The 18548-nt window shown below is 73.1% G+C and carries 19 protein-coding genes; 13 read left to right on the forward strand and 6 right to left on the reverse strand.

Translation table 11 applies throughout. The features are described 5' to 3' along the window. The first annotated feature begins 42 nt into the window (after nucleotides 1–42). On the forward strand, nucleotides 43–2775 hold the full coding sequence (gene purL, locus NLX85_RS29225; protein ID WP_254340555.1) for a phosphoribosylformylglycinamidine synthase subunit PurL: 2733 nt from the start codon (nucleotides 43–45) through the stop codon (nucleotides 2773–2775). A gap of 10 nt (nucleotides 2776–2785) precedes the next feature. Then, nucleotides 2786–3535, forward strand: a complete 750-nt coding sequence (locus NLX85_RS29230; protein ID WP_254340896.1) for a 2-phosphosulfolactate phosphatase — start codon at nucleotides 2786–2788, stop codon at nucleotides 3533–3535. 35 nt (nucleotides 3536–3570) lie between these two features. Here NLX85_RS29230 and NLX85_RS29235 read toward each other — a convergent pair whose 3' ends face one another. Beyond that, nucleotides 3571–4452: an NAD(P)-dependent oxidoreductase gene (locus tag NLX85_RS29235; protein WP_254340556.1), complete on the reverse strand. Its 882-nt coding sequence runs from the start codon at nucleotides 4450–4452 to the stop codon at nucleotides 3571–3573. Nucleotides 4453–4575: 123 nt separating this feature from the next. Between NLX85_RS29235 and NLX85_RS29240 the strand changes: the two genes are divergently transcribed. Further along, nucleotides 4576–4944, forward strand: coding sequence for a helix-turn-helix domain-containing protein (locus tag NLX85_RS29240; RefSeq protein ID WP_254340558.1), 369 nt, complete (start codon nucleotides 4576–4578; stop codon nucleotides 4942–4944). Nucleotides 4945–5013: 69 nt separating this feature from the next. Here NLX85_RS29240 and NLX85_RS29245 read toward each other — a convergent pair whose 3' ends face one another. Beyond that, nucleotides 5014–7041 carry a carboxypeptidase-like regulatory domain-containing protein gene (locus NLX85_RS29245; RefSeq protein WP_254340560.1) on the reverse strand — a complete coding sequence of 676 codons (2028 nt, stop codon included), beginning with the start codon at nucleotides 7039–7041 and terminating at the stop codon, nucleotides 5014–5016. Nucleotides 7042–7200: 159 nt separating this feature from the next. Here NLX85_RS29245 and NLX85_RS29250 point away from each other — a divergent pair, with 159 nt between their 5' ends. The 5 genes from NLX85_RS29250 to amcA all read left to right on the forward strand — a co-directional run bounded on the left by NLX85_RS29250 (nucleotide 7201) and on the right by amcA (nucleotide 11900). Further along, nucleotides 7201–7554 (forward strand): sterol carrier family protein, encoded by a 354-nt coding sequence (locus NLX85_RS29250; RefSeq protein WP_229791370.1) that lies wholly within the window; start codon nucleotides 7201–7203, stop codon nucleotides 7552–7554. A gap of 171 nt (nucleotides 7555–7725) precedes the next feature. Next, the gene (gene purF, locus NLX85_RS29255; RefSeq protein ID WP_254340561.1) at nucleotides 7726–9252 is read left to right on the forward strand and encodes an amidophosphoribosyltransferase; all 1527 of its coding nucleotides are present in this window, start codon (nucleotides 7726–7728) and stop codon (nucleotides 9250–9252) included. 60 nt (nucleotides 9253–9312) lie between these two features. After that, nucleotides 9313–10467, forward strand: a complete 1155-nt coding sequence (gene purM / locus NLX85_RS29260; RefSeq protein ID WP_091315768.1) for a phosphoribosylformylglycinamidine cyclo-ligase — start codon at nucleotides 9313–9315, stop codon at nucleotides 10465–10467. Nucleotides 10468–10591: 124 nt separating this feature from the next. Continuing rightward, a complete protein-coding gene (amcB, locus tag NLX85_RS29265; protein WP_254340898.1) occupies nucleotides 10592–11695 on the forward strand; it encodes a cyclophane-forming radical SAM peptide maturase AmcB in 1104 nt (367 codons plus the stop codon). Next, nucleotides 11664–11900: a multiple cyclophane-containing RiPP AmcA gene (gene amcA / locus NLX85_RS29270; RefSeq protein WP_139131895.1), complete on the forward strand. Its 237-nt coding sequence runs from the start codon at nucleotides 11664–11666 to the stop codon at nucleotides 11898–11900. Before amcB ends, amcA begins: the two co-directional genes overlap by 32 nt. Before the next feature lie 143 nt (nucleotides 11901–12043). On the opposite strand, the gene NLX85_RS29275 is transcribed toward amcA, so the two are convergent. Both NLX85_RS29275 and NLX85_RS29280 read right to left on the reverse strand, forming a co-directional pair. Continuing rightward, nucleotides 12044–12262, reverse strand: coding sequence for a DUF3073 domain-containing protein (locus NLX85_RS29275; RefSeq protein ID WP_254340563.1), 219 nt, complete (start codon nucleotides 12260–12262; stop codon nucleotides 12044–12046). Nucleotides 12263–12563: 301 nt separating this feature from the next. Then, on the reverse strand, nucleotides 12564–13646 hold the full coding sequence (locus NLX85_RS29280) for a Glu/Leu/Phe/Val dehydrogenase (protein WP_254340564.1): 1083 nt from the start codon (nucleotides 13644–13646) through the stop codon (nucleotides 12564–12566). A gap of 175 nt (nucleotides 13647–13821) precedes the next feature. Here NLX85_RS29280 and NLX85_RS29285 point away from each other — a divergent pair, with 175 nt between their 5' ends. Then, a complete protein-coding gene (locus NLX85_RS29285) occupies nucleotides 13822–14661 on the forward strand; it encodes a hypothetical protein (protein WP_254340566.1) in 840 nt (279 codons plus the stop codon). Between the two features lie 259 nt (nucleotides 14662–14920). Continuing rightward, nucleotides 14921–15130 (forward strand): BldC family transcriptional regulator, encoded by a 210-nt coding sequence (locus NLX85_RS29290; protein ID WP_007073996.1) that lies wholly within the window; start codon nucleotides 14921–14923, stop codon nucleotides 15128–15130. Nucleotides 15131–15223: 93 nt separating this feature from the next. Here NLX85_RS29290 and NLX85_RS29295 read toward each other — a convergent pair whose 3' ends face one another. Next, on the reverse strand, nucleotides 15224–15601 hold the full coding sequence (locus NLX85_RS29295) for a PPOX class F420-dependent oxidoreductase (protein ID WP_254340567.1): 378 nt from the start codon (nucleotides 15599–15601) through the stop codon (nucleotides 15224–15226). Nucleotides 15602–15661: 60 nt separating this feature from the next. Here NLX85_RS29295 and NLX85_RS29300 point away from each other — a divergent pair, with 60 nt between their 5' ends. Further along, a complete protein-coding gene (locus tag NLX85_RS29300; protein ID WP_254340899.1) occupies nucleotides 15662–16438 on the forward strand; it encodes a bifunctional 2-polyprenyl-6-hydroxyphenol methylase/3-demethylubiquinol 3-O-methyltransferase UbiG in 777 nt (258 codons plus the stop codon). Between the two features lie 45 nt (nucleotides 16439–16483). On the opposite strand, the gene NLX85_RS29305 is transcribed toward NLX85_RS29300, so the two are convergent. Next, nucleotides 16484–16771 (reverse strand): hypothetical protein, encoded by a 288-nt coding sequence (locus NLX85_RS29305; RefSeq protein ID WP_107075368.1) that lies wholly within the window; start codon nucleotides 16769–16771, stop codon nucleotides 16484–16486. Nucleotides 16772–16938: 167 nt separating this feature from the next. On the opposite strand from NLX85_RS29305, the gene NLX85_RS29310 reads away from it, so the two are divergent. Together NLX85_RS29310 and NLX85_RS29315 are read left to right on the forward strand one after the other, a co-directional pair. Beyond that, nucleotides 16939–17796 carry a 3-hydroxyacyl-CoA dehydrogenase family protein gene (locus NLX85_RS29310; RefSeq protein WP_254340568.1) on the forward strand — a complete coding sequence of 286 codons (858 nt, stop codon included), beginning with the start codon at nucleotides 16939–16941 and terminating at the stop codon, nucleotides 17794–17796. Continuing rightward, the gene (locus NLX85_RS29315) at nucleotides 17793–18536 is read left to right on the forward strand and encodes an enoyl-CoA hydratase/isomerase family protein (protein ID WP_254340569.1); all 744 of its coding nucleotides are present in this window, start codon (nucleotides 17793–17795) and stop codon (nucleotides 18534–18536) included. Before NLX85_RS29310 ends, NLX85_RS29315 begins: the two co-directional genes overlap by 4 nt. Nucleotides 18537–18548 lie beyond the last annotated feature (12 nt).

The raw sequence follows: 18548 nt of genomic DNA on the forward strand, positions 1-18548 counted from the left end.
GCTCACCCGCCGCCACGGCGGCGAGCGCAGCGAGGAGAGGTCATGACCACCCATCCGGACCCGGCCCTGCGGGAGACGCCGGGCGTGGTGCCGCAGGCCGGCCCGGCCGAGGACTGGGCCCCCGGCGTGGACACCGTGCCCCGGGCCGCCGGCACCCCCGAGGAGCTCCAGCCGTACGCCGAGCTGGGCCTCCGCGACGACGAGTACGACCGGATCCGGCACATCCTGGGCCGCCGGCCCACCCAGTCCGAGCTGGCCATGTACTCGATCATGTGGAGCGAGCACTGCTCCTACAAGTCGAGCAAGGTGCACCTGCGCCAGTTCGGGGAGAAGGCCCCGCCGAGCGACCGGCTGCTGGCCGGCATCGGCGAGAACGCCGGCGTGGTCCAGGTCTCCGACGAGTTGGCGGTGACCTTCAAGGTCGAGTCGCACAACCACCCGAGCTTCGTCGAGCCGTACCAGGGCGCGGCGACCGGTGTGGGCGGCATCGTCCGGGACATCCTCGCCATGGGCGCCCGCCCGGTCGCCGTCATGGACCCGCTGCGCTTCGGCGCGGCCGACCACCCGGACACCGCCCGGGTGCTGCCCGGCGTGGTGGCCGGCGTCGGCGGCTACGGCAACTGCCTCGGCCTGCCCAACATCGGCGGCGAGGTGGTCTTCGACCCCTGCTACCAGGGCAACCCGCTGGTCAACGCGCTCTGCCTCGGCGTGCTGCCGGTCGACCGGCTTCAGAAGAAGGACGCCACCGGCCCCGGCAACGTCGTGGTGCTGATGGGCGCCAAGACCGGCCGCGACGGCATCGGCGGCGTGTCGGTGCTGGCCAGCGCCACCTTCGACGAGGGCAGCGAGCAGCGCCGCCCGTCCGTGCAGGTGGGCGACCCGTTCATGGAGAAGCTGCTCATCGAGGCGTGCCTGGAGCTCTACGACGCCGAGCTGGTCGTCGGCATCCAGGACCTCGGCGGCGCCGGCCTGACCTGCGCGCTCACCGAGACCGCCGCCTCCGCCGGCACCGGCATGCGGGTCTGGCTGGAGCGGGTGCCGCTGCGCGAGCCCTCGATGGAGCCGCACGAGATCCTGGCCAGCGAGTCCCAGGAGCGGATGCTGCTGGTCGTCTCCCCGGACAAGCTCGACGCGGTGCTCAAGACCGCCGAGAAGTGGGGCGTCTGGGCCACCGCCATCGGCGAGGTCACCGCGCCGTCGCCGGACGGCCAGCCGGGCCGGCTGGTCATCACCTGGCGCGACCAGCTCGTGGTGGACGTGCCGCCGGGCTCGCTGGTCGACGACGGGCCGGTCTACGCCCGCCCGATGCGCGAGCCGGCCGACCTGATCCTGCTCCAGGCCGACCGGGCCGAGACGCTGCCCCGGCCGAGCAACCCGGAGGCGCTCCGGGAGACCCTGCTCCGCATGATCGCGTCGCCGAACCTGGCCGACAAGACCTGGGTCACCGAGCAGTACGACCGGTACGTGCTGGGCAACACCGTGCTCGCCCAGCCGGAGGACTCCGGCGTGATCCGGATCGACGAGCGGACCGGCCTCGGTGTCGCCCTCTCCGTCGACGGCAACGGCCGGTACGCGCGCCTCGACCCGTACCACGGGACGAAGCTCGCGCTGGCCGAGGCGTACCGGAACGTGGCGGTGACCGGCGCGAAGCCGATCGCCGTGACCAACTGCCTCAACTTCGGCTCGCCGGAGGACCCGGGCGTGATGTGGCAGTTCGCCGAGGCCGTGCGCGGCCTGGCGGACGGCTGCCTGGAGCTGGGCATCCCGGTGACCGGCGGCAACGTCAGCTTCTACAACCAGACCGGCGCGGCGGCCATCCACCCGACCCCGGTGGTCGGCGTGCTGGGCGTGCTGGACAACGTGGCGGACCGGGTGCCGATGGGCTTCGTGCCGCGGCCGGCCGGCGACCACGACCAGCTCTTCCTGCTCGGCGAGACGCACGTCGAGCTCTCCGGCTCGGAGTGGGCCTGGGTGACCCACGAGCACCTGGGCGGCATCCCGCCGCAGGTCGACCTGGCCCGCGAGCGGCAGCTCGCCGAGCTGCTCGCCGAGGCGGCCCGGGTCGGGCACCTCAGCTCCGCGCACGACCTCTCCGACGGTGGTCTCGCCCAAAGCCTGGTCGAGTCGAGCCTGCGGCGCGGGGTCGGCGCCCGGGTCGTGGTGCCGGAGCACTTCACCGGCGGCTCGATGCCGTTCGTCTTCCTGTTCAGCGAGTCCGCCGGCCGCGTGCTGGTGTCGGTGCCGCGGGGGCACGAGAAGGCGTTCACCGCCCTCTGCGCCGAGCGCGGTGTGCCGTGGGAGTTCATCGGGGTCACCGACCCGGCCGGCGGCGCCCTGGAGGTGCACGGCCAGTTCCGGATCGGCCTCGACGAGCTGCGCGAGGCGCACACCGCCACGCTGCCGCGCCTCTTCGGCGGCGCGGGGGCGGCCCAGGTGGAGGTGGAGGCCACCCGCACCGGGACCACCACCGTCCTGCCGGCCACCGCCGAGCAGCCGGTCGGTGTCGACCCGGCCGAGGTCGACGCCGAACCGATCGCGCGGGCCGGTTCCGCTCCCGCGGAGACCGGGGCCGAGGCGGCCGCTCCCGTGGCAGCCGCGGACGCTCCGGCGGCCGACGGCACCGCGACGGACGGGACTCCGGCCGACGAGGCTCCGGCGGAGGTCGCCGACGCCACCACCGACGCCGGCGACGCTCCCGAGGCGGCGTCGGGCCCGGAGAGTTCCGCGACGGCCACCGGTGACGACGACCAGCGCCCCGCGCCGGATCAGCGCTGAGGCCCTGGCCTTGGCCGTCTTCGCCCAACCCGGCGCCGGCGCCCGGTTCGACTGGGGGCTGAGCGGGGCCGCGGAGCTCGGCCGGGTCTGCGCCGCCCTGGTGGTGGTGGACGTGCTCTCGTTCACCACCGCCGTGGAGGTGGCGGTCAGCCGCGGCATGCGGGTGCACCCGTTCCCGTGGGGCGAGCAGGCCGCCGACTACGCCCGCCGGGTCGGCGCCGTCGCCGCGGTCGGCCGCCGGAAGACGACCCCGGAACACCCGTGGTCGCTCTCCCCGGCGGCGCTGCGAACCGCGCCGGTCGTCGCCGACCTGGTGCTGCCGTCGCCGAACGGCTCGGCCATCAGCGCCGCCGCGAGCGCCACCGGCGTGCCGGTGGTCGCGGCCTGCCTGCGCAACGCGCCCGCCGTCGGCCGCTGGCTGCGCGCCCAGGGGTACGGCTCGACCGACGCCCCGGTCGGTGTGGTGGCCGCCGGTGAGCGCTGGCCGGACGGGTCGCTGCGCCCCGGCGTGGAGGACCAGCTCGGGGCGGCCAGCGTGCTGGACGCCCTGTCCGGGGTGCCCGGCGGGCTCTCCGTGGAGGCGGCCATGGCCCTGGCCGCCCTGGCCAGCACGCCCGACGTGCCGGCGGCGGTCCGTGGCTGCGTCTCCGGCCGGGAACTCATCGAGGGTGGCTTCGCCCGGGACGTGGACGTCGCCGTCGAGGTCGGCGTCTCCGACGTGGTGCCGGTGCTGCGGCAGGGCTACTTCGCCCCCGCCTGACGCCGGCGACCGCCTCGTGGGCGCGCCGCTTCTCCTCAGCCGGGTTGCCTGATGCTCTCGATGATCCGCGCGAAGCCCTCCTGCCCGTGGCCGGCATCGATCTGGCGTCGCATGAGGCGCTGGACCATGACGAGCGCGTCGGTACGGACGCCCTGGTCGGCGCTGGCGGCCACGATGCCGCCGAGGGCGAGGTCGGAGAAGGCCAGGCTCTGCTGCCCTTCCACCGTGTAGTCCCCGCCGTCGACGACCGCGGCGAACCCCTGGAAGGCGCCGGTCATGGCGGTCAGCCACGGCGCGGCCATGGCGGCGAAATCGCGGGCGGTCACGCCGGCGGGCGCGACCATGGCGACGCCGTGCAGGAAGCCGGCGAACATGACGTACATGCCGGCGAGCAGGGCGAGGTCGTACAGCGACGCCAGCCCGGCATCCGCACCGAAGTAGGTGCTGTCGCCCCACACATCGAGCAGCGGCCTGTACCGGTCGAAGACGGCGGCCGATCCGCTGTAGAGGATCGACGCCCCGGGCTGACCGATCATGGCGGGGACGGCCATGATGCCGCCGTCCAGGTAGGCGATCCCCGCGTCGGCGGCCCAGGCGGCCAGCTCGCGCGACTGTTCGGGTGACGTCGTGGTCAGGTTGATCAACGTACGTCCGGCCAGGTCGCCGGCGAGCGGATCGAGCACCTCGTGGACCGAGGCGTGGTCCAGCAGGCAGGCGATCACCAGCGGGCTGGCCCGGACCGCGTCGCCTGCCGTCGCGGCGGCCCGCGCGCCCTGCGCGACGAGATCGTCCGCCCTTCCCGGTGAACGGTTCCAGACGGTCGTCGCCTGTCCGGCCCGCACCAGGGCGGCGGCCAGCGCGCTGCCCATCGCGCCCAGTCCGAGGACGCTCACCTGGACGCTGTCGTCGGTTGTCATGTCGGGACTCCCCTCGCGTTCGTCGTTCGGGGAGATCCTCTCCGCTACCCGCTAGGGTGACCAGTACCGACTAATTGGTGGGGTACCCACCTTCGGGTAAGTAGGTCCCGGGAAAGAGGACGGATGGCGACATCAGCACGACGGGGTCCGTACTTCTGCGGCATCGACGCCGCCATGGACGTCGTGGCCGGCAAGTGGAAGTCGCTGATTCTCTGGGAGCTGCACCACCACGGGACCCGCCGATTCGCCGAGCTTCGACGCGGCCTGCCGGGCGTCAGCGAGAAGATGCTGATCCAGCACCTGCGGGAGATGGAAGAAGACGGGCTCGTGCATCGTGAGGTGTACCGCGAGGTGCCGCCGAAGGTGGAGTACTCGCTGACGGAACACGGCGTGTCCCTCAACGCCGCACTGGCATCCCTGGGGACCTGGGGCACCGAACGCATCCGGCGGATCGGCGCGGAGAAGGTCTCGACCGACGTCGCCCCTACGTGAAGTGGCCGCCCGGTTGAGCCGGGCGGCCACTCTCGTCGTGCTCGGTCGGGGCGCTCGCGCCCCACGCGGTCAGTCGTCCAGCCAGTCCAGGCGGCGGCCGCCGCGGTCCTGCGGGGCGTCCGGTCGGCCCCGGCCGGCCTCGGCCGGGTCGGCGTAGTAGCCACCCTGGTCGTAGCCCTGGTTGTCGTAGCCACCGCCACGCTGCTGCGGCGGCTGCTCCTGGCCGTAGCCGCCCGGCTGGCCGTAGCCACCCTGCTGGGGCTGGCCGTAACCGTCGCCGCCGCCGTAGCCGCCGCGCTGGTCGTAGCCGCCGGTCTGGCCGCCGTCGTAGCCGGCCTGGCGAGCGTCGTAGCCGCCGGTCTGGCCGCTGTCGTAGCCACCGGCCGGGGCGCTGTCGTAGCCGCCCTGCTGGCCGCCGTAGCCGCCCGCGGGACCGTTGTCGTAGCCGCCCGCCGGGGCGCCGTAGCCGCCACCGGAACCGTAGCCGTTGCCGCCCTGCTCCGGGCCGCGGCCGTACTGGCCCTGACCGGGCTGGTCGTAGCCCCGGCCCTGGTCCGGCTGGTAGGTGCTGGTCGGGTACGGATCGGCCGGCGGGGCGTACTGGGTGCTGTCGCCGGTGTAGCGGCCGGTGGGCTCGTCGTAACGCTCGCCGCCGTAGCCGCCGCCCTGTGCGGGCGGGTAACCGGCGGCGCCGGCGCCGTAGTCCCGGCTCCCGTAGCCGCCACCGGAGGACGGGGCGGTGCCGTAGCCGCCACCCGATGAGGGGGCGGCGCCGTAGCCGCCGCCCGAGGCCGGTGCGGCGCCGTAGCCGTTGTCGCCGCCGTAGCCGCCCTGGCCGGGAGCCCCGTCGCCGTAGCCGTTGCCGGCCCAGCCGGCCTGACCGGCGCCGGCCCCGGCGCCGTAGGCCGGGCCGGGCGGCGCGCCGTACGGGTCCGGCGGCACGTCGTCGACGACCGGGCGGTGCATCATGGTCGGCGCGTCGCTCAGGGAGGTGCCACCGACCATGGTCGGCGTCGCACCGGCGCCCATGCCGTTGACCACCCGGGTCTGGTCGTCCGCGCCGCGGTAGGCGCCCCGGGCGCCCGGCACCGCGCCGGCCGGGCCAGCGGGGCCGGTCGGCCCGTGTGGGCCGTCCCCGTCGCCGTCGCCGTCCTCGTTCTTGCGCCGCATGTAGAGCAGCACGATGGTGCCCACACCGACGGCGACGAAGAGGCCGCCGAGCAGGATCAGCAGCCAGGAGCCGAAGCTGCCGGAGTCCTCGTTGGCGGCCGGCTGCTGGGCGGCCGGCTGCTCGCTGGCCGGCTCGTCGGTCGCCTCGTCGGTCGCCTCGTCGCTCGGCAGGGCCTCCTCGCTCGCGGACGGGGTGGCGCTGGGGCTGGCCTCGACCTTGAGCGGCACGCTGATGCGCAGGCCGGTCACGGACTGACCGGCCGCCGCGTCGATCGACTTCGTACCGGGTTCGGCGCCGTCCTTGGAGGCGCCCAGGTCGATCCGGCCCGGCGCGATGGGGTCCGAGTCGGAGCCGGTGAAGCGGAAGTTGCCGCTGCTGTCCGTGGTGGTCCGGCGCTGGTTGCTCCGGCTGTCCCGGAGCATGACGAGTGCGCCCGCGATCGGCTCGCCGTTGGCCGAGATGACGACCTTGCCGGAGACCGACTTGACCGTCTGCGGGGCCGGCGGAGCCTTGGCGACGAGGGTCACCGTCACCGTGGCCGACTGCTCCTGCTTGTTGGGCCCGTTGGAATCCGTCGCCTTGATGGTGATCGTGGCGGAGCCGTTCGGCGCGTCGGAGGCAGCCCGGAACGTGGCGTCGAAGGTGCCGTTCTGATCCACCCGACCGCGTGAGCAGCCGTCGACGCAGTTGAGCTTCGGGTTGCTGGAGGTGACCGAGACGTCGGCGGCGGAGAGCGGGTCCGTGAAGTTGAGGGTGTAGCTCACCTTGACGGAGCCGCCCGCCTCGACGGAGTTCGGCGAGGCGGACACGTTGCTGATGTTGGGAGCCGCCAGGGCGGGTGTGGCGGGGACGGCGAGCAGCGCGCCGAAGACCAGCGCTACGACCACACCGGCCCGCTGCTTCCAGGCACGTCGGTGTGTTGACACGTCCACCGCCTTCCGGGTCTGATCTCCCCGCCGGCCGGTCCGGCCAGGGTGATCACTCACGGTACGAATACGCCGTCGGCAACTATGCCTTGTCTGACCGGATCATCTCTACCCAGGGCCAGCGTCGAGCGGGATGCTGCCGGGTCGTATCGTCCCGTCGTGTCCTCTCCGCACACTTATTCGGCCGCGGTCGCGGCAACGTTGACGGCGCTGGATGAGGGGCGTACGCCCGAACGGCCGGTGTTCCGGGAGGCGGTCCGTACCCTCTTGGCCGTCCTCGCGGAGCGCGCCCCCGGCCGATCGGTGGAGGTGCGGGTTCCACCCTACGGTGCCGTGCAGTGCGTGGCGGGGCCGCGACACACCCGCGGAACGCCCCCGAACGTGGTGGAAATGGACCCGGCGACCTGGCTGGCGCTGGCCACGGGCCGCCTCGGCTGGGCGGAGGCCGTCACCGAGGGTCGGGTACGCGTGTCCGGCATCAGGGCGGATCTCTCCGAGCACCTGCCGCTGTAGCTGTGGCGACGCGCTCCGGGCGATCACGCTGCGCGGGCGGATCGTGACTGTCGGTGTCGTCGGCTGTTCGCGTACACTGTGAGGCGACCACGGTCCCCGGCCCACCGTGCGGAGCTTGCCCCCCGACCTCCGCCAAGGCCAGTCCAGACCCCAGCATTGAGGGAGCGGCAGGTGCCCCGAGGCGATGGCCGGCTGAGCCACGACCTTGACCCCCAGCGACCCGGCCCCCAGGACGCGTGCGGCGTCTTCGGTGTCTGGGCGCCCGGGGAGGAGGTCGCCAACCTGACCTACTTCGGGCTCTACGCCCTCCAGCACCGCGGCCAGGAGGCCGCGGGCATCGCGGTGAGCGACGGTTCGGGCGTGGTGGTCTACAAGGACCTCGGCCTGGTCGCCCAGGTCTTCGACGAGCCGACGCTGGCCAGCCTGCGCGGGCACGTGGCGATCGGGCACGCGCGCTACTCGACCACGGGCGGTTCGACCTGGGAGAACGCCCAGCCGACCATCCGGGCCACCAGCGCCGGCACCACGATCGCGCTGGCCCACAACGGCAACCTGGTCAACACCGCCGAGCTCCAGCGTGAGGTGGCCGAGCGGGGCGTGGACTCCGACGGCTCGACCAACGACACCTCGCTGGTCACCATGCTGCTGGCCAGCCGCCCCGACCTCTCCGTCGAGGCGGCCGCCCTGGAGGTGCTGCCCCAGCTGCGCGGCGCGTTCAGCTTCGTCTTCATGGACGAGTCGACCCTCTACGCGGCCCGCGACCCGCACGGCGTCCGCCCGTTGGTGCTCGGCCGGCTGGAGCGCGGCTGGGTGGTGGCGAGCGAGACCGCCGCGCTGGACATCGTCGGCGCGAGCGTGGTCCGCGAGGTGGAGCCGGGCGAGCTGATCGCCATCGACGAGGACGGGCTGCGGTCCAGCCGGTTCGCCGCCCCGGAGCCCAAGGGCTGCCTCTTCGAGTACGTGTACATCGCCCGCCCGGACGCCACCATCGCCGGGCGGAACGTGCACTCCGCCCGGGTGCAGATCGGCCGCCAGCTCGCCCGGGAGCACCCGGTCGAGGCCGACCTGGTCATCCCGGTGCCGGAGTCCGGCACCCCGGCCGCGATCGGCTACGCCGAGGAGTCCGGCATCACCTATGGCCAGGGCCTGATGAAGAACCCGTACGTCGGGCGCACCTTCATCCAGCCCTCGCAGACCCTGCGCCAGCTCGGCATCCGGCTCAAGCTCAACCCGCTGCGGGAGAACGTCCGCGGCAAGCGCCTCGTGGTGGTGGACGACTCGATCGTCCGGGGCAACACCCAGCGGGCCATCGTGCGGATGCTGCGCGAGGCGGGGGCGCTGGAGGTCCACGTCCGGATCTCCTCGCCGCCGGTCCGCTGGCCCTGCTTCTACGGGATCGACTTCGCCACCCGCGCCGAGCTGCTGGCCAACGGGCTGGACAACGAGGGCATCCGTCGGTCGATCGGGGCCGACACGCTGGGCTACGTATCGCTCCCCGGCCTGATCGCCGCGACGGAGCAGCCGAAGACCCGACTCTGCCGGGCCTGCTTCGACGGGGAATACCCGATCGAGCTGCCGGCCGGGAACCTGATCGGCAAGCACGTGCTCGAAGGAGTGGGCCGCCGGGTCGCCGCCGAGGCGTCCGAGCCCGCCGCAACCACCGCCGCGCTCGTCGCCACGCCGAGCAACCGCCCGTAGCACCACCGACGCGGACCCGGCCGCACCGACCGGCCCGCGGGAACCACAAAGGGGAGAACCGTGACGCACGTGTCCGAGCGCAGCGGCGCAGGATCCAGCCCGACGGGCGCCGGCGGCGACCGCCAGCCCTGGTCGGCGGGGACCGGCCGTACGCAGCGCAAACGCTCGGTCTCGTACGCCGACGCCGGGGTGTCGATCGAGGCGGGCGACCGCGCGGTCGAGCTGCTGAAGTCCAAGGTCCGGCAGACCCGGCGCCCGGAGGTCATGGGTGACCTGGGCGGCTTCGCCGGCCTGTTCCGGCTGGACACGAAGAAGTACAAGAACCCGATCCTGGCCTCCTCGACCGACGGCGTGGGCACCAAGCTGGTGATCGCCCAGCAGCTCGACATCCACGACACGGTCGGCATCGACCTGGTCGCCATGGTGGTCGACGACCTGGTGGCGTGCGGCGCCGAGCCGCTCTTCCTGCTCGACTACATCGCCACCGGCGAGGTCGTCCCGGACAAGGTCGCCGAGATCGGCGCCGGCATCGCCGACGGCTGCCGGTACGCCGGCTGCGCCCTGCTCGGCGGCGAGACCGCCGAGCACCCGGGCGTGCTGCGCCCCGACGAGTACGACATCTCCGCGACCGGCGTGGGCGTGGTGGAGGAGAGCGACATCCTCAGCCCGGAGCGGGTCGAGGTGGGCGACGTGGTGATCGCCATGCGCTCCTCGGGCCTGCACTCCAACGGCTACTCGCTGGTCCGGCACGTGCTGCTGGGCGCCGGCCGGATGCGGCTGGACGTGGTCATCGAGGACTTCGGCCGGCAGCGCACCCTCGGCGAGGAGCTGCTGACCCCCACCAAGATCTACGCGCAGGACTGCCTCAAGCTGATCGCCGAGGCCGAGGTGCGGGTCCTGGCCCACGTTACCGGCGGCGGCATCCCGGGCAACCTGGTCCGGGTCCTGCCCGAGCACGTCGACGCGGTGGTCAACCGCTCCACGTGGAAGCCGCAGCCGATCTTCGACCTGATCCAGTCCAAGGGCCGGATCGAGGACCCGGAGATGGAGGCGACGTTCAACATGGGCGTCGGCATGTTCGCCATCGTCTCGGCCGAGGACGCGGACCGCGCGCTGGCCACCCTGACCGGCCGGGGCGTCGACGCCTGGCAGGCCGGCGAGATCATCGAGGGCACCGGCAACGTGCAGATGATCGGGCAGCACACCCGCGGATGATCACTCTCCGGTGATCATCCGGGCACCTGATCGGGGGTTCACCCGAGTGGTCACCGCCGCCTAGCCTGAAGGGCGGTTCAGGCTAGGCGGGGGAGGGTTGATGGCTGCGCGTACGCACACCGGCATGCGGGGCATCGCCGCCGTCCCCTCCTACGTGGTGATGCAGCCGACCACGCTCTGCAACCTCGACTGCGTCTACTGCTACCTGCCGCTGCGGGCGGCCGACCGGCGGATGCCTCTCACGGTCGCCGAGGCGGTGGCGGCCTCGGTGAACCCCTGGGCGGCCTCCGGACGCTTCTCGGTGGTCTGGCACGGCGGGGAGCCGCTCGCGGCCGGCCGGGAGCACCTGGCGGCCCTGCTTGCCCCGTTCGGTCCGGCGGTGGAGCACCACGTCCAGACCAACGCCACGCTTATCGACGACGCCTGGTGCGCGTTTTTCGTCGAGCACGGGATCCGGGTCAGCGTGAGCGTGGACGGCCCGCGGGCCCGCAACGGTGAGCGGGTCACCCGGGGCGGCCGGCCGGCGTACGACCGGATCCTGGCCGGGGTGGCGGCGCTGCGCCGGCACGGGCTGCCCTTCTCGGCGCTGGCCGTGGTCTCCCGGCCGGAGCCGGGGCTGGCCACCGAGCTCTACGACTACTTCCTCGACCTCGGCTGCGACGTGCTGGGGATCAACATCGAGGAGACCGAGGGCGTGAACACCCGCACGAACGCCCGGGACGCGGCCGCGGTGACCGGGTTCTGGGCCGAGCTGGTCGGCGCCTGGCGCCGGGATCCCCGGATCCACCTGCGCGAGATCGAGTGGTCGTTGCGGTACGCCGGCGCCGTCCTGGCCGGCACGGCGGACGACCTGCTGCCCCGCCGGCTCGACCCGATCCCCACGGTGAGCCACGACGGCTCGGTGGTCGTGCTCTCCCCGGAGCTGGCCGGCTTCACCGACCCGCGCTACGGCGACTTCAGCAGCGGTAACGTGCTGACCACCCCGCTGGCCGAGATCCTGGCCGGCGCCGGGCGGACGCCCTGGGTGGGCGAGTTCCTCACCGGCGTGGAGGCGTGCCGGTCCTCCTGCCCCTACTTCGGCTTCTGCGGCGGCGGCCACGCGGCCAACCGCTACTTCGAGCTGGGGCGTTTTGACGGTACGGAGACCGAGCACTGCCGCAACAGCAAGATCCGCTTACTGGAGGGAGTGTTGGAGCATGCCCGAGACCACGAGTCACCGGCAGCCTGAGCGCGTCGGAGGAGCCGCCCCTGATCCCGTCGTGGACCGGGTGCGGGAGGCCGCCGCCGGATTGACCGCACTTCTCCACGAGGCCGAGGCCGCGCGCCTGCTGCGGGCGGAGGTGTCGGGCGGCGACGGTGCCAGCGCGGTGTGCGCCTGGAACCACTTCGAGAACATCCCGACGTTCTACAACTGGAACAACCGGCCCCGCTGACGGTACGCGTCCACGATCAGGGACCTGCCGGTCGGCCGGAGTGGCTCCGGGACGGCGAGGTCCCTGATCGTCGGTGCGCCGCGTTGGATGGGCACATGCGTGAGCACGCGGGGAGTCACCGCGTGCTCAGATGCGACCGGAGGTCAGCGGGTCGGACGGACCCAGGTGTCCGGGTCGTCGTCCGGGTGATCCTCATCATCGTCGTCGACATACTCTTTGTAGTCGTCGTCGAAGTGCTGCTCAGACTTCCCACCAGCACCCGCCAACTCGCGCTGCAAGGCGGTGAGGTCGGTGTTCGGGGAGTGATACTTCAACTCCCGCGCCACCTTCGTCTGCTTGGCCTTAGCACGGCCGCGCCCCATGGCTCGACCCCCTCGCACAGAATGCGGGGCAGCCCGAAGGCGGGCCCCGATGACGTCAGGCATCTCTCGTGGCTCTTACGGTACATGGGGATGCCACCGTTCGGCACCTCGGGTTACCGTCAACCGGCCCTGCGCGTCGCAGTGATCCGGCCGTCACAAAGTGTACCCGGTAAGGGGTGGGCACCGGGGCCGGCCATGACAGCGGTCAAACCGGCACGAAACATCCCAATCGCAGCTTAACGCTGGTGCGCGAGCCGGCGCGGCCCGGGGGCGGGCCAGTGCCCGCCCCCGGGGGTGACGTTCAGCGCAGGTGGATGGTGCGCAGCCGGCCGACCTCGGCCATCCGCCGCTCGGCGAGCCGGTCCGCGGCCACCGCCGGCGGGACGCCCTCGTCGTCGGCGAGGCGCAGGATCTCCCGGGTGGTGTCGAAGATCCGGGTGGCCCGCAGCTTGGCGCGGTCGAAGTTGAAGCCCTCGATCTCGTCGGCCACCTGGATCACGCCGCCGGCGTTCACCACGTAGTCGGGGGCGTAGAGGATGCCCCGGTCGGCGAGGACCTTCTCGATGCCCGCGTGGGCGAGCTGGTTGTTGGCCGCCCCGGCGACCACCTTCGCGCGCAGCACCGGCACCGTGTCGTCGTTCAGGGCGCCGCCCAGCGCGCACGGGGCGTACACGTCGATGTCGGACGCGACAAGCGCCGCGGTGTCGTCGACCAGCGTGACCTGCGGGTGGGTGGCGCGCACCCACTCCAGGGCCTTCGAGTTGACGTCGGTCGCCACGACCTCCGCCCCGTCCTCCAGCAGGTGGCCGGTGAGGTACTTGCCGACCTTGCCCAGGCCGGCCACGCCGACCCGCTTGCCGGCCAGGGTCGGGGTGCCCCAGACGTGCTCGGCGGCGGCCCGCATGCCCTGGAAGACACCCCAGGCGGTGAGGACGGAGGAGTCGCCCGCGCCGCCGTGCTCCACGCTGCGGCCGGTGACGTAGCTCGTCTCCCGGGCGATCACGTCCATGTCGGCGACGTAGGTGCCGACGTCGCAGGCGGTGTAGTAGCGCCCGGCCAGGGACTCCACGAAACGGCCGTAGGCGCGCAGCAGCGGCTCGCTCTTGATCTGCTCCGGGTCACCCCAGATGACCGCCTTGCCGCCACCGAGGTCGAGGCCGGCCAGGGCGTTCTTGTACGCCATTCCCCGGGAGAGGTCGAGCACGTCGGCGAGGGCGTCGGCCTCGCTGGCGTACGGGTAGAACCGGGTGCCGCCGAGGGCGGGGCCCAGCGCGGTGGAGTAGATCCCGATGATCGCCTTCAGGCCGGACTGCTTGTCCTGGCAGAAGACGACCTGTTCGTGACCGGTGGATCCCGGGTCGTCGGTGCTGGCGAATACGCCCATGGCTGACTCCTGTGTCGGTGTGCGTCCTTGTGGGGCGCGGAACCTGTTGGCACGCCGGCGGGATGGTGCCGGTGCTGCTGAGCCTAATATCGGCCGCAGCCGTACTGTCGCGCACGTCACGACGCCTCGTGACGGCGGCGGCGGACAAGTCCCGTCTCGTGGGAGGATCGTCGCCGTGCCGTCGCTCTTCGCCTCATACCTGCGCGTGTACGAGCCGCTGACCGCCTTCGATCGCGACCGCCAGTCGTACTGGCGCCGCTACGTCAACGAGGGCCGGGCGGTCGCCCCGCTTGAGGGGCCGGTCCGGCAGCGGACGGCGGTGATCGAGGCGCTGGGCGCGGGCTGGACCCGGTTGCCCGACCTCCCCGAGGAGGCGTACGTCCTGGAGGCCGACGACACCCTGCTGGTCTGCCCCTGGAACCTGCGGATCCGGGTCGCCGAGGCGGCGCTGAGCGCCCGCGACGGGGTGCCCTCGGTGCTGGCGGACGCGTTCGTCCCGCCGGTCCTGGCCGGGCAGGCCAAGGCGGTGGTGGAGGACTGGCGCAGCGGGGCGCGGGTGCTGGAGCACGGGGTGCCCCGGGTGCACGAGCAGATCGCCACCTGGGGCGTGCCGCTGCGCTGGTTCGTGCTCTTCGAGGCGCAGGAGCGGCACCTGGTCACCGAGCCGGAGCGGCGGGCGTTGCGCTACCGGACGGAGATCTCCAAGGCGCGCCGCCGGTCGTCCCGCGCGCTGTCCGTGCTGCGGAAGTCGGTCGGCGAGGCGCCGATCACCGAGGCGGTCGAGGAGGCCGCCCGCTGGCTGGAGGAGTTCCACCCCCGCTCGGTGGTGGAGCTGGACTACGGCGGCCTGGTGCAGCTGCTGCCCGACGAGACGCTCGCCGCCGACGACTCGACCGAGCTGGTCGCGACCGGGCTGGCCGGGCTCTCCCGGGGTGAGGCGGAGGAGGCCTCGGCGGCGTACGACAAGCTGGTCGCCCGGTGGCGTGCCGTGCAGCTGCTGGAGCGCTGCAACTAGGGGCGCCGGGTTTGCCCGGGTTGAGACCTCTCGATGCGAGACTGTCTCGTAGTTGACGCATCACGAACCGTGATCATGAGTCCGAATAAGGTAGTTTCTGCGGCATAAAAGTAGTAAAAATCGGGCATGGTTCATCCGTCCGTCTAGGGACCTTCAGCCGTTCGGCCCATGTCGGACATCGGGGACTAGCCGGACCATGGGAGACGCGTCGGCCGGCGGGACCCCGGCCGATGTCTATACATGTGGAGGAGTGACCCCGATGGCATCGCGAACGCACGAACCAGAGCCGCTACTCACACCGGCCGAGGTGGCGTCGATGTTCCGTGTCGACCCGAAGACGGTGACCCGGTGGGCCAAGGCTGGCAAGCTCAGCGCCATCCGGACCCTGGGCGGCCACCGCCGCTACCGCGAGTCGGAGGTTCGCGCCCTGCTGCAGGGGCAGATTCCCCAGCAGCGTCAGGGGGACTGACGGCCGGACGTTTCTCAGGCGTTCGATCAGGGGCGGTGGGACGTCGCGACAGCGACGATCCGCCGCCCTGAATCGTGTCCGGGGCCGGTTCGCTCAGTCGAGCACGATGCGCAGGCCCACCGTGCCGCCCTCGCCCCGGCGCAGCCGGCTGCCCAGCAGGCTCAGCCGGCCGATCAGCCGGTACTTCTGCTTGAGCAGGCCCCGGATCCGCCGGGTCCCCGCCGGGTCGCTGACCGTCGCGTGCCCCGGCACCGCCTCGCCGTGCGGCCGGCCGCGCACGTCGCACGGGGCCACCGTGACCCGGCCGTCGCGCCGGATCCGCTTCACCTTGCCGGAGTCCGACACCGTCCACACCGCCAGCGCCTCACCGTCGCGCACCGCCCAGACCGGAGTCGGCACCGCCCGCCCGTCCTTGCGGAACGTGGTGAGCAGGACGTACTTCTCCGCCGCCAGGCGGTCCAGGTCTGTCACGCCGCTCAGGATACGGCGGCGACAGGCCGACCGAGCCCGGATAGCGTCATCGCCGTGAGCGTGACCGGGGAACCCACGATCGGCGACGTGTTCGGCGAGATGATCCGCGACGCGTACGCGGTCACCACCGGGATCGGGCCCCGGCCGCTGGTCGGTGGACGGCTGCCCCGGCCGGTCATCGAGATCATCGAGCGCGACGACGGGCTGGTCAACGGCGCCCCCGCCGAGCACTACCTGGACCCGCCGCAGCGGTGGCAGCCGTACGACCACCGGGCGGTGGACCGGGTGCGTGGGCAGGTGCTGGACATCGGCGTCGGGGCCGGCCGGATCGCCCTGCACCTCCAGGAGCGCGGCGTGCCGGTCACCGGCCTGGACACCTCGGTCGGCGCGCTGCGGGTCAGCCGGCACCGGGGCGTACGCGACCTGGTGCTCGGCACCGTCGACGAGCACGTCGCCGACGGCCGGCGCTACGACACGTTCCTGCTGCTCGGCAACAACCTGGGGCTGTTCGAGGGCCGGGAGCGGGCACCCGCCCTGCTGGCCGCGCTCGCCGCGCTGGCCCGCCCCGGCGCGCAGGTCATCGCGCACGGCACCGACCCGTACGGCACCACCGATCCGGTGCACACCGGCTACCACGAGCGGAACCGGCGGCGGGGGCGGCTGGGCGGGCAGCTCCGGCTGCGGCTGCGCTACCGCCTGCTCGGCACCGAGTGGTTCGACTATCTGGTGTGCTCGGTCGAGGAGTTCGCCGAACTGTTACACGGCTCGCCGTGGCGACTGGTCGACGTGGACGACCAGGACCACCCGTACTACCTGGCCACGCTGAGGCTGGCCTGAGCCGGCGGGCGCCCGGACAACCCCGGGCGCCCGCCGGCGTACGCGTCAGACCCGCACGGTGGGGGTGGTCTGCTCGGGCGGGAGGCCGCCGTCGCCGTCGACCACCTCGTCCGGGGTGCCGTCCTCGTCGATGTCGACCATGGTGATGTCCACCTTGCCGTCGCCGTCGGTGTCGAACTGGAACAGGTCGGCCTTCCCGTCGCCGTCCGTGTCCACCACCCAGACGTCGGTCTTCCCGTCGTTGTTGGTGTCCGCGCGGAGCAGGTCCACCCGCTCGTCGCCGCGGGTCTCCACGGTCTCGGTGCCCTCCGCGCTCTCCGGTGCCTGGCTCATCTCGATCCTTCCCTCGGCGTTGACGGCCGTCTGTACCCGATCCGGCGCGCCCCCACGCATGCCCCGCGGGCCGGCCCTGCATAGGGTCGCACCCAGGAGCGAGCGAGCGGACTCGTGCGGCGCGGCGGAGACCCCGCCCGCCAGCGGTCCGCGCCGAAGGGACATCGATGAGTGGTCGTTTTGTGGTCGTCGGGGCCGGCACCATGGGCCTCGGCATCGCGTACGTGGCGGCCGGCGCCGGGTACGCGGTCGAGCTGGTCGAGGTGGACCCGGCGCGCGGCGCCGACGCCCTGCGGCGGCTCGGCGAGCTGTGGGAGCGCGGCGTGCAGCGCGGCAAGCTGACCGCCGAGGCGGCGACGGCGAACCGCGAGCGGGTCACCCTGCGGGTCGGGCTCGCCGAGGTGGCCGAGGGCCCCGACGTGATCGTGGAGGCGGTCCCCGAGCGGCTCGACCTGAAGCGCGCCGTGCTGCGGGACGCCGAGGGCCGCCGGCCCGTCCTGCTCGGCAGCAACACGTCCAGCATCCCCATCGCCGAGCTGGCCGAGGGGCTGGAGCGGCCGGCCGACTTCCTCGGCCTGCACTTCTTCAACCCGGTCTGGGCCATGGCCCTGCTCGAGGTCGTGGTCGGCCCGGCCACCGCGCCGGAGACCACCGAGGTGGCCGTCGCGCTCGCCGGCCGGCTGGGCAAGGACCCCGTCGTGGTACGCGACATGCCCGGCTTCGCCACCTCCCGGCTCGGCGTGACCCTCGGCCTGGAGGCGATCCGGATGGTCGCCGACGGGGTGGCCAGCCCCGCCGACATCGACAAGGCGATGGTGCTCGGCTACCGGCACCCGGTCGGCCCGCTGGAGCTGACCGACCTGGTCGGGCTGGACGTTCGCCTCGACATCGCCCGCACCCTCCAGGCCGCGTACGGGGACCGCTTCGCGCCGCCGCCGCTGCTGGTGGAGATGGTGGCCGCCGGCCGGCTGGGCAAGAAGTCGGGCCAGGGCTTCTACAGCTGGGAAGGCGGGGTGAAGCAATGAGCGGGCTTCGGATCGAGGAGCTGCCGGACCGGCTGGTGGTCACCCTGGACCGGCCGGAGAAGCGCAACGCGATCGACGCGGACCTGATCGCCGAGCTGCACGCGGTCTGCGCCGAGCTGGAGGCGCGGCCCCGGTTGCTGCTGCTCACCGGCGGGACGGAGGGCATCTTCGCCGGTGGCGCGGACATCGCCCAGCTCCGCGAGCGCGGCCGGCTGGACGCGCTGGCCGCCATCAACCAGGCCGCCTTCGCCCGGATCCGGGCGCTGCCGATGCCCACCGTGGCCGCCGTCGACGGCCCGGCGCTGGGCGGCGGCGCCGAGCTGGCGTACGCCTGCGATCTGCGGGTGTGCACGGCGCGGGCGGTGTTCGGCCAGCCCGAGGTGCGGCTGGGCATCCTGGCCGGCGCCGGCGCGACCTACCGGCTGCCCGCGCTGGTCGGGGAGGCCCGGGCCAAGGAGCTGCTCTTCACGGGCCGGCGGGTGGACGCCGACGAGGCGCTGCGGATCGGGCTGGTCAACCGGGTCGTGGCCGAGCCGGCGGAGCTGCTGCCCACCGCGCACGGCCTGCTCGACGAGATGGCCAAGGGTTCGGCGCTGGCGCTGCGGCTCACCAAGCTCGCGGTGGACGCCCCGGCGGCCGCGCACCCGCAGCTCGACCTGCTCAGCCAGGCGGTGCTCTTCGAGGACGAGGAGAAGCACCGGCGGATGACCGAGTTCCTGGAGCGGCGCCGCTCCCGCTGACGGCGGACACGA

This window comes from Micromonospora sp. A3M-1-15, assembly GCF_024213425.1.
GTDB classification, from domain to species: domain Bacteria; phylum Actinomycetota; class Actinomycetes; order Mycobacteriales; family Micromonosporaceae; genus Micromonospora; species Micromonospora chersina.

Bases quoted from the DNA above. Each gene is read 5' to 3' on its own strand.
- NLX85_RS29275 (WP_254340563.1), bottom strand. From the start codon at position 12,262: ATGGGGCGCGGCCGTGCTAAGGCCAAGCAGACGAAGGTGGCGCGGGAG.
- NLX85_RS29235 (WP_254340556.1), bottom strand. From the start codon at position 4,452: ATGACAACCGACGACAGCGTCCAGGTGAGCGTCCTCGGACTGGGCGCG.
- amcB (WP_254340898.1), top strand. From the start codon at position 10,592: ATGCGGGGCATCGCCGCCGTCCCCTCCTACGTGGTGATGCAGCCGACC.
- NLX85_RS29290 (WP_007073996.1), top strand. From the start codon at position 14,921: ATGGCATCGCGAACGCACGAACCAGAGCCGCTACTCACACCGGCCGAG.
- amcA (WP_139131895.1), top strand. From the start codon at position 11,664: ATGCCCGAGACCACGAGTCACCGGCAGCCTGAGCGCGTCGGAGGAGCC.
- NLX85_RS29240 (WP_254340558.1), top strand. From the start codon at position 4,576: ATGGCGACATCAGCACGACGGGGTCCGTACTTCTGCGGCATCGACGCC.
- purL (WP_254340555.1), top strand. From the start codon at position 43: ATGACCACCCATCCGGACCCGGCCCTGCGGGAGACGCCGGGCGTGGTG.
- NLX85_RS29305 (WP_107075368.1), bottom strand. From the start codon at position 16,771: ATGAGCCAGGCACCGGAGAGCGCGGAGGGCACCGAGACCGTGGAGACC.
- NLX85_RS29310 (WP_254340568.1), top strand. From the start codon at position 16,939: ATGAGTGGTCGTTTTGTGGTCGTCGGGGCCGGCACCATGGGCCTCGGC.
- NLX85_RS29315 (WP_254340569.1), top strand. From the start codon at position 17,793: ATGAGCGGGCTTCGGATCGAGGAGCTGCCGGACCGGCTGGTGGTCACC.
- NLX85_RS29280 (WP_254340564.1), bottom strand. From the start codon at position 13,646: ATGGGCGTATTCGCCAGCACCGACGACCCGGGATCCACCGGTCACGAA.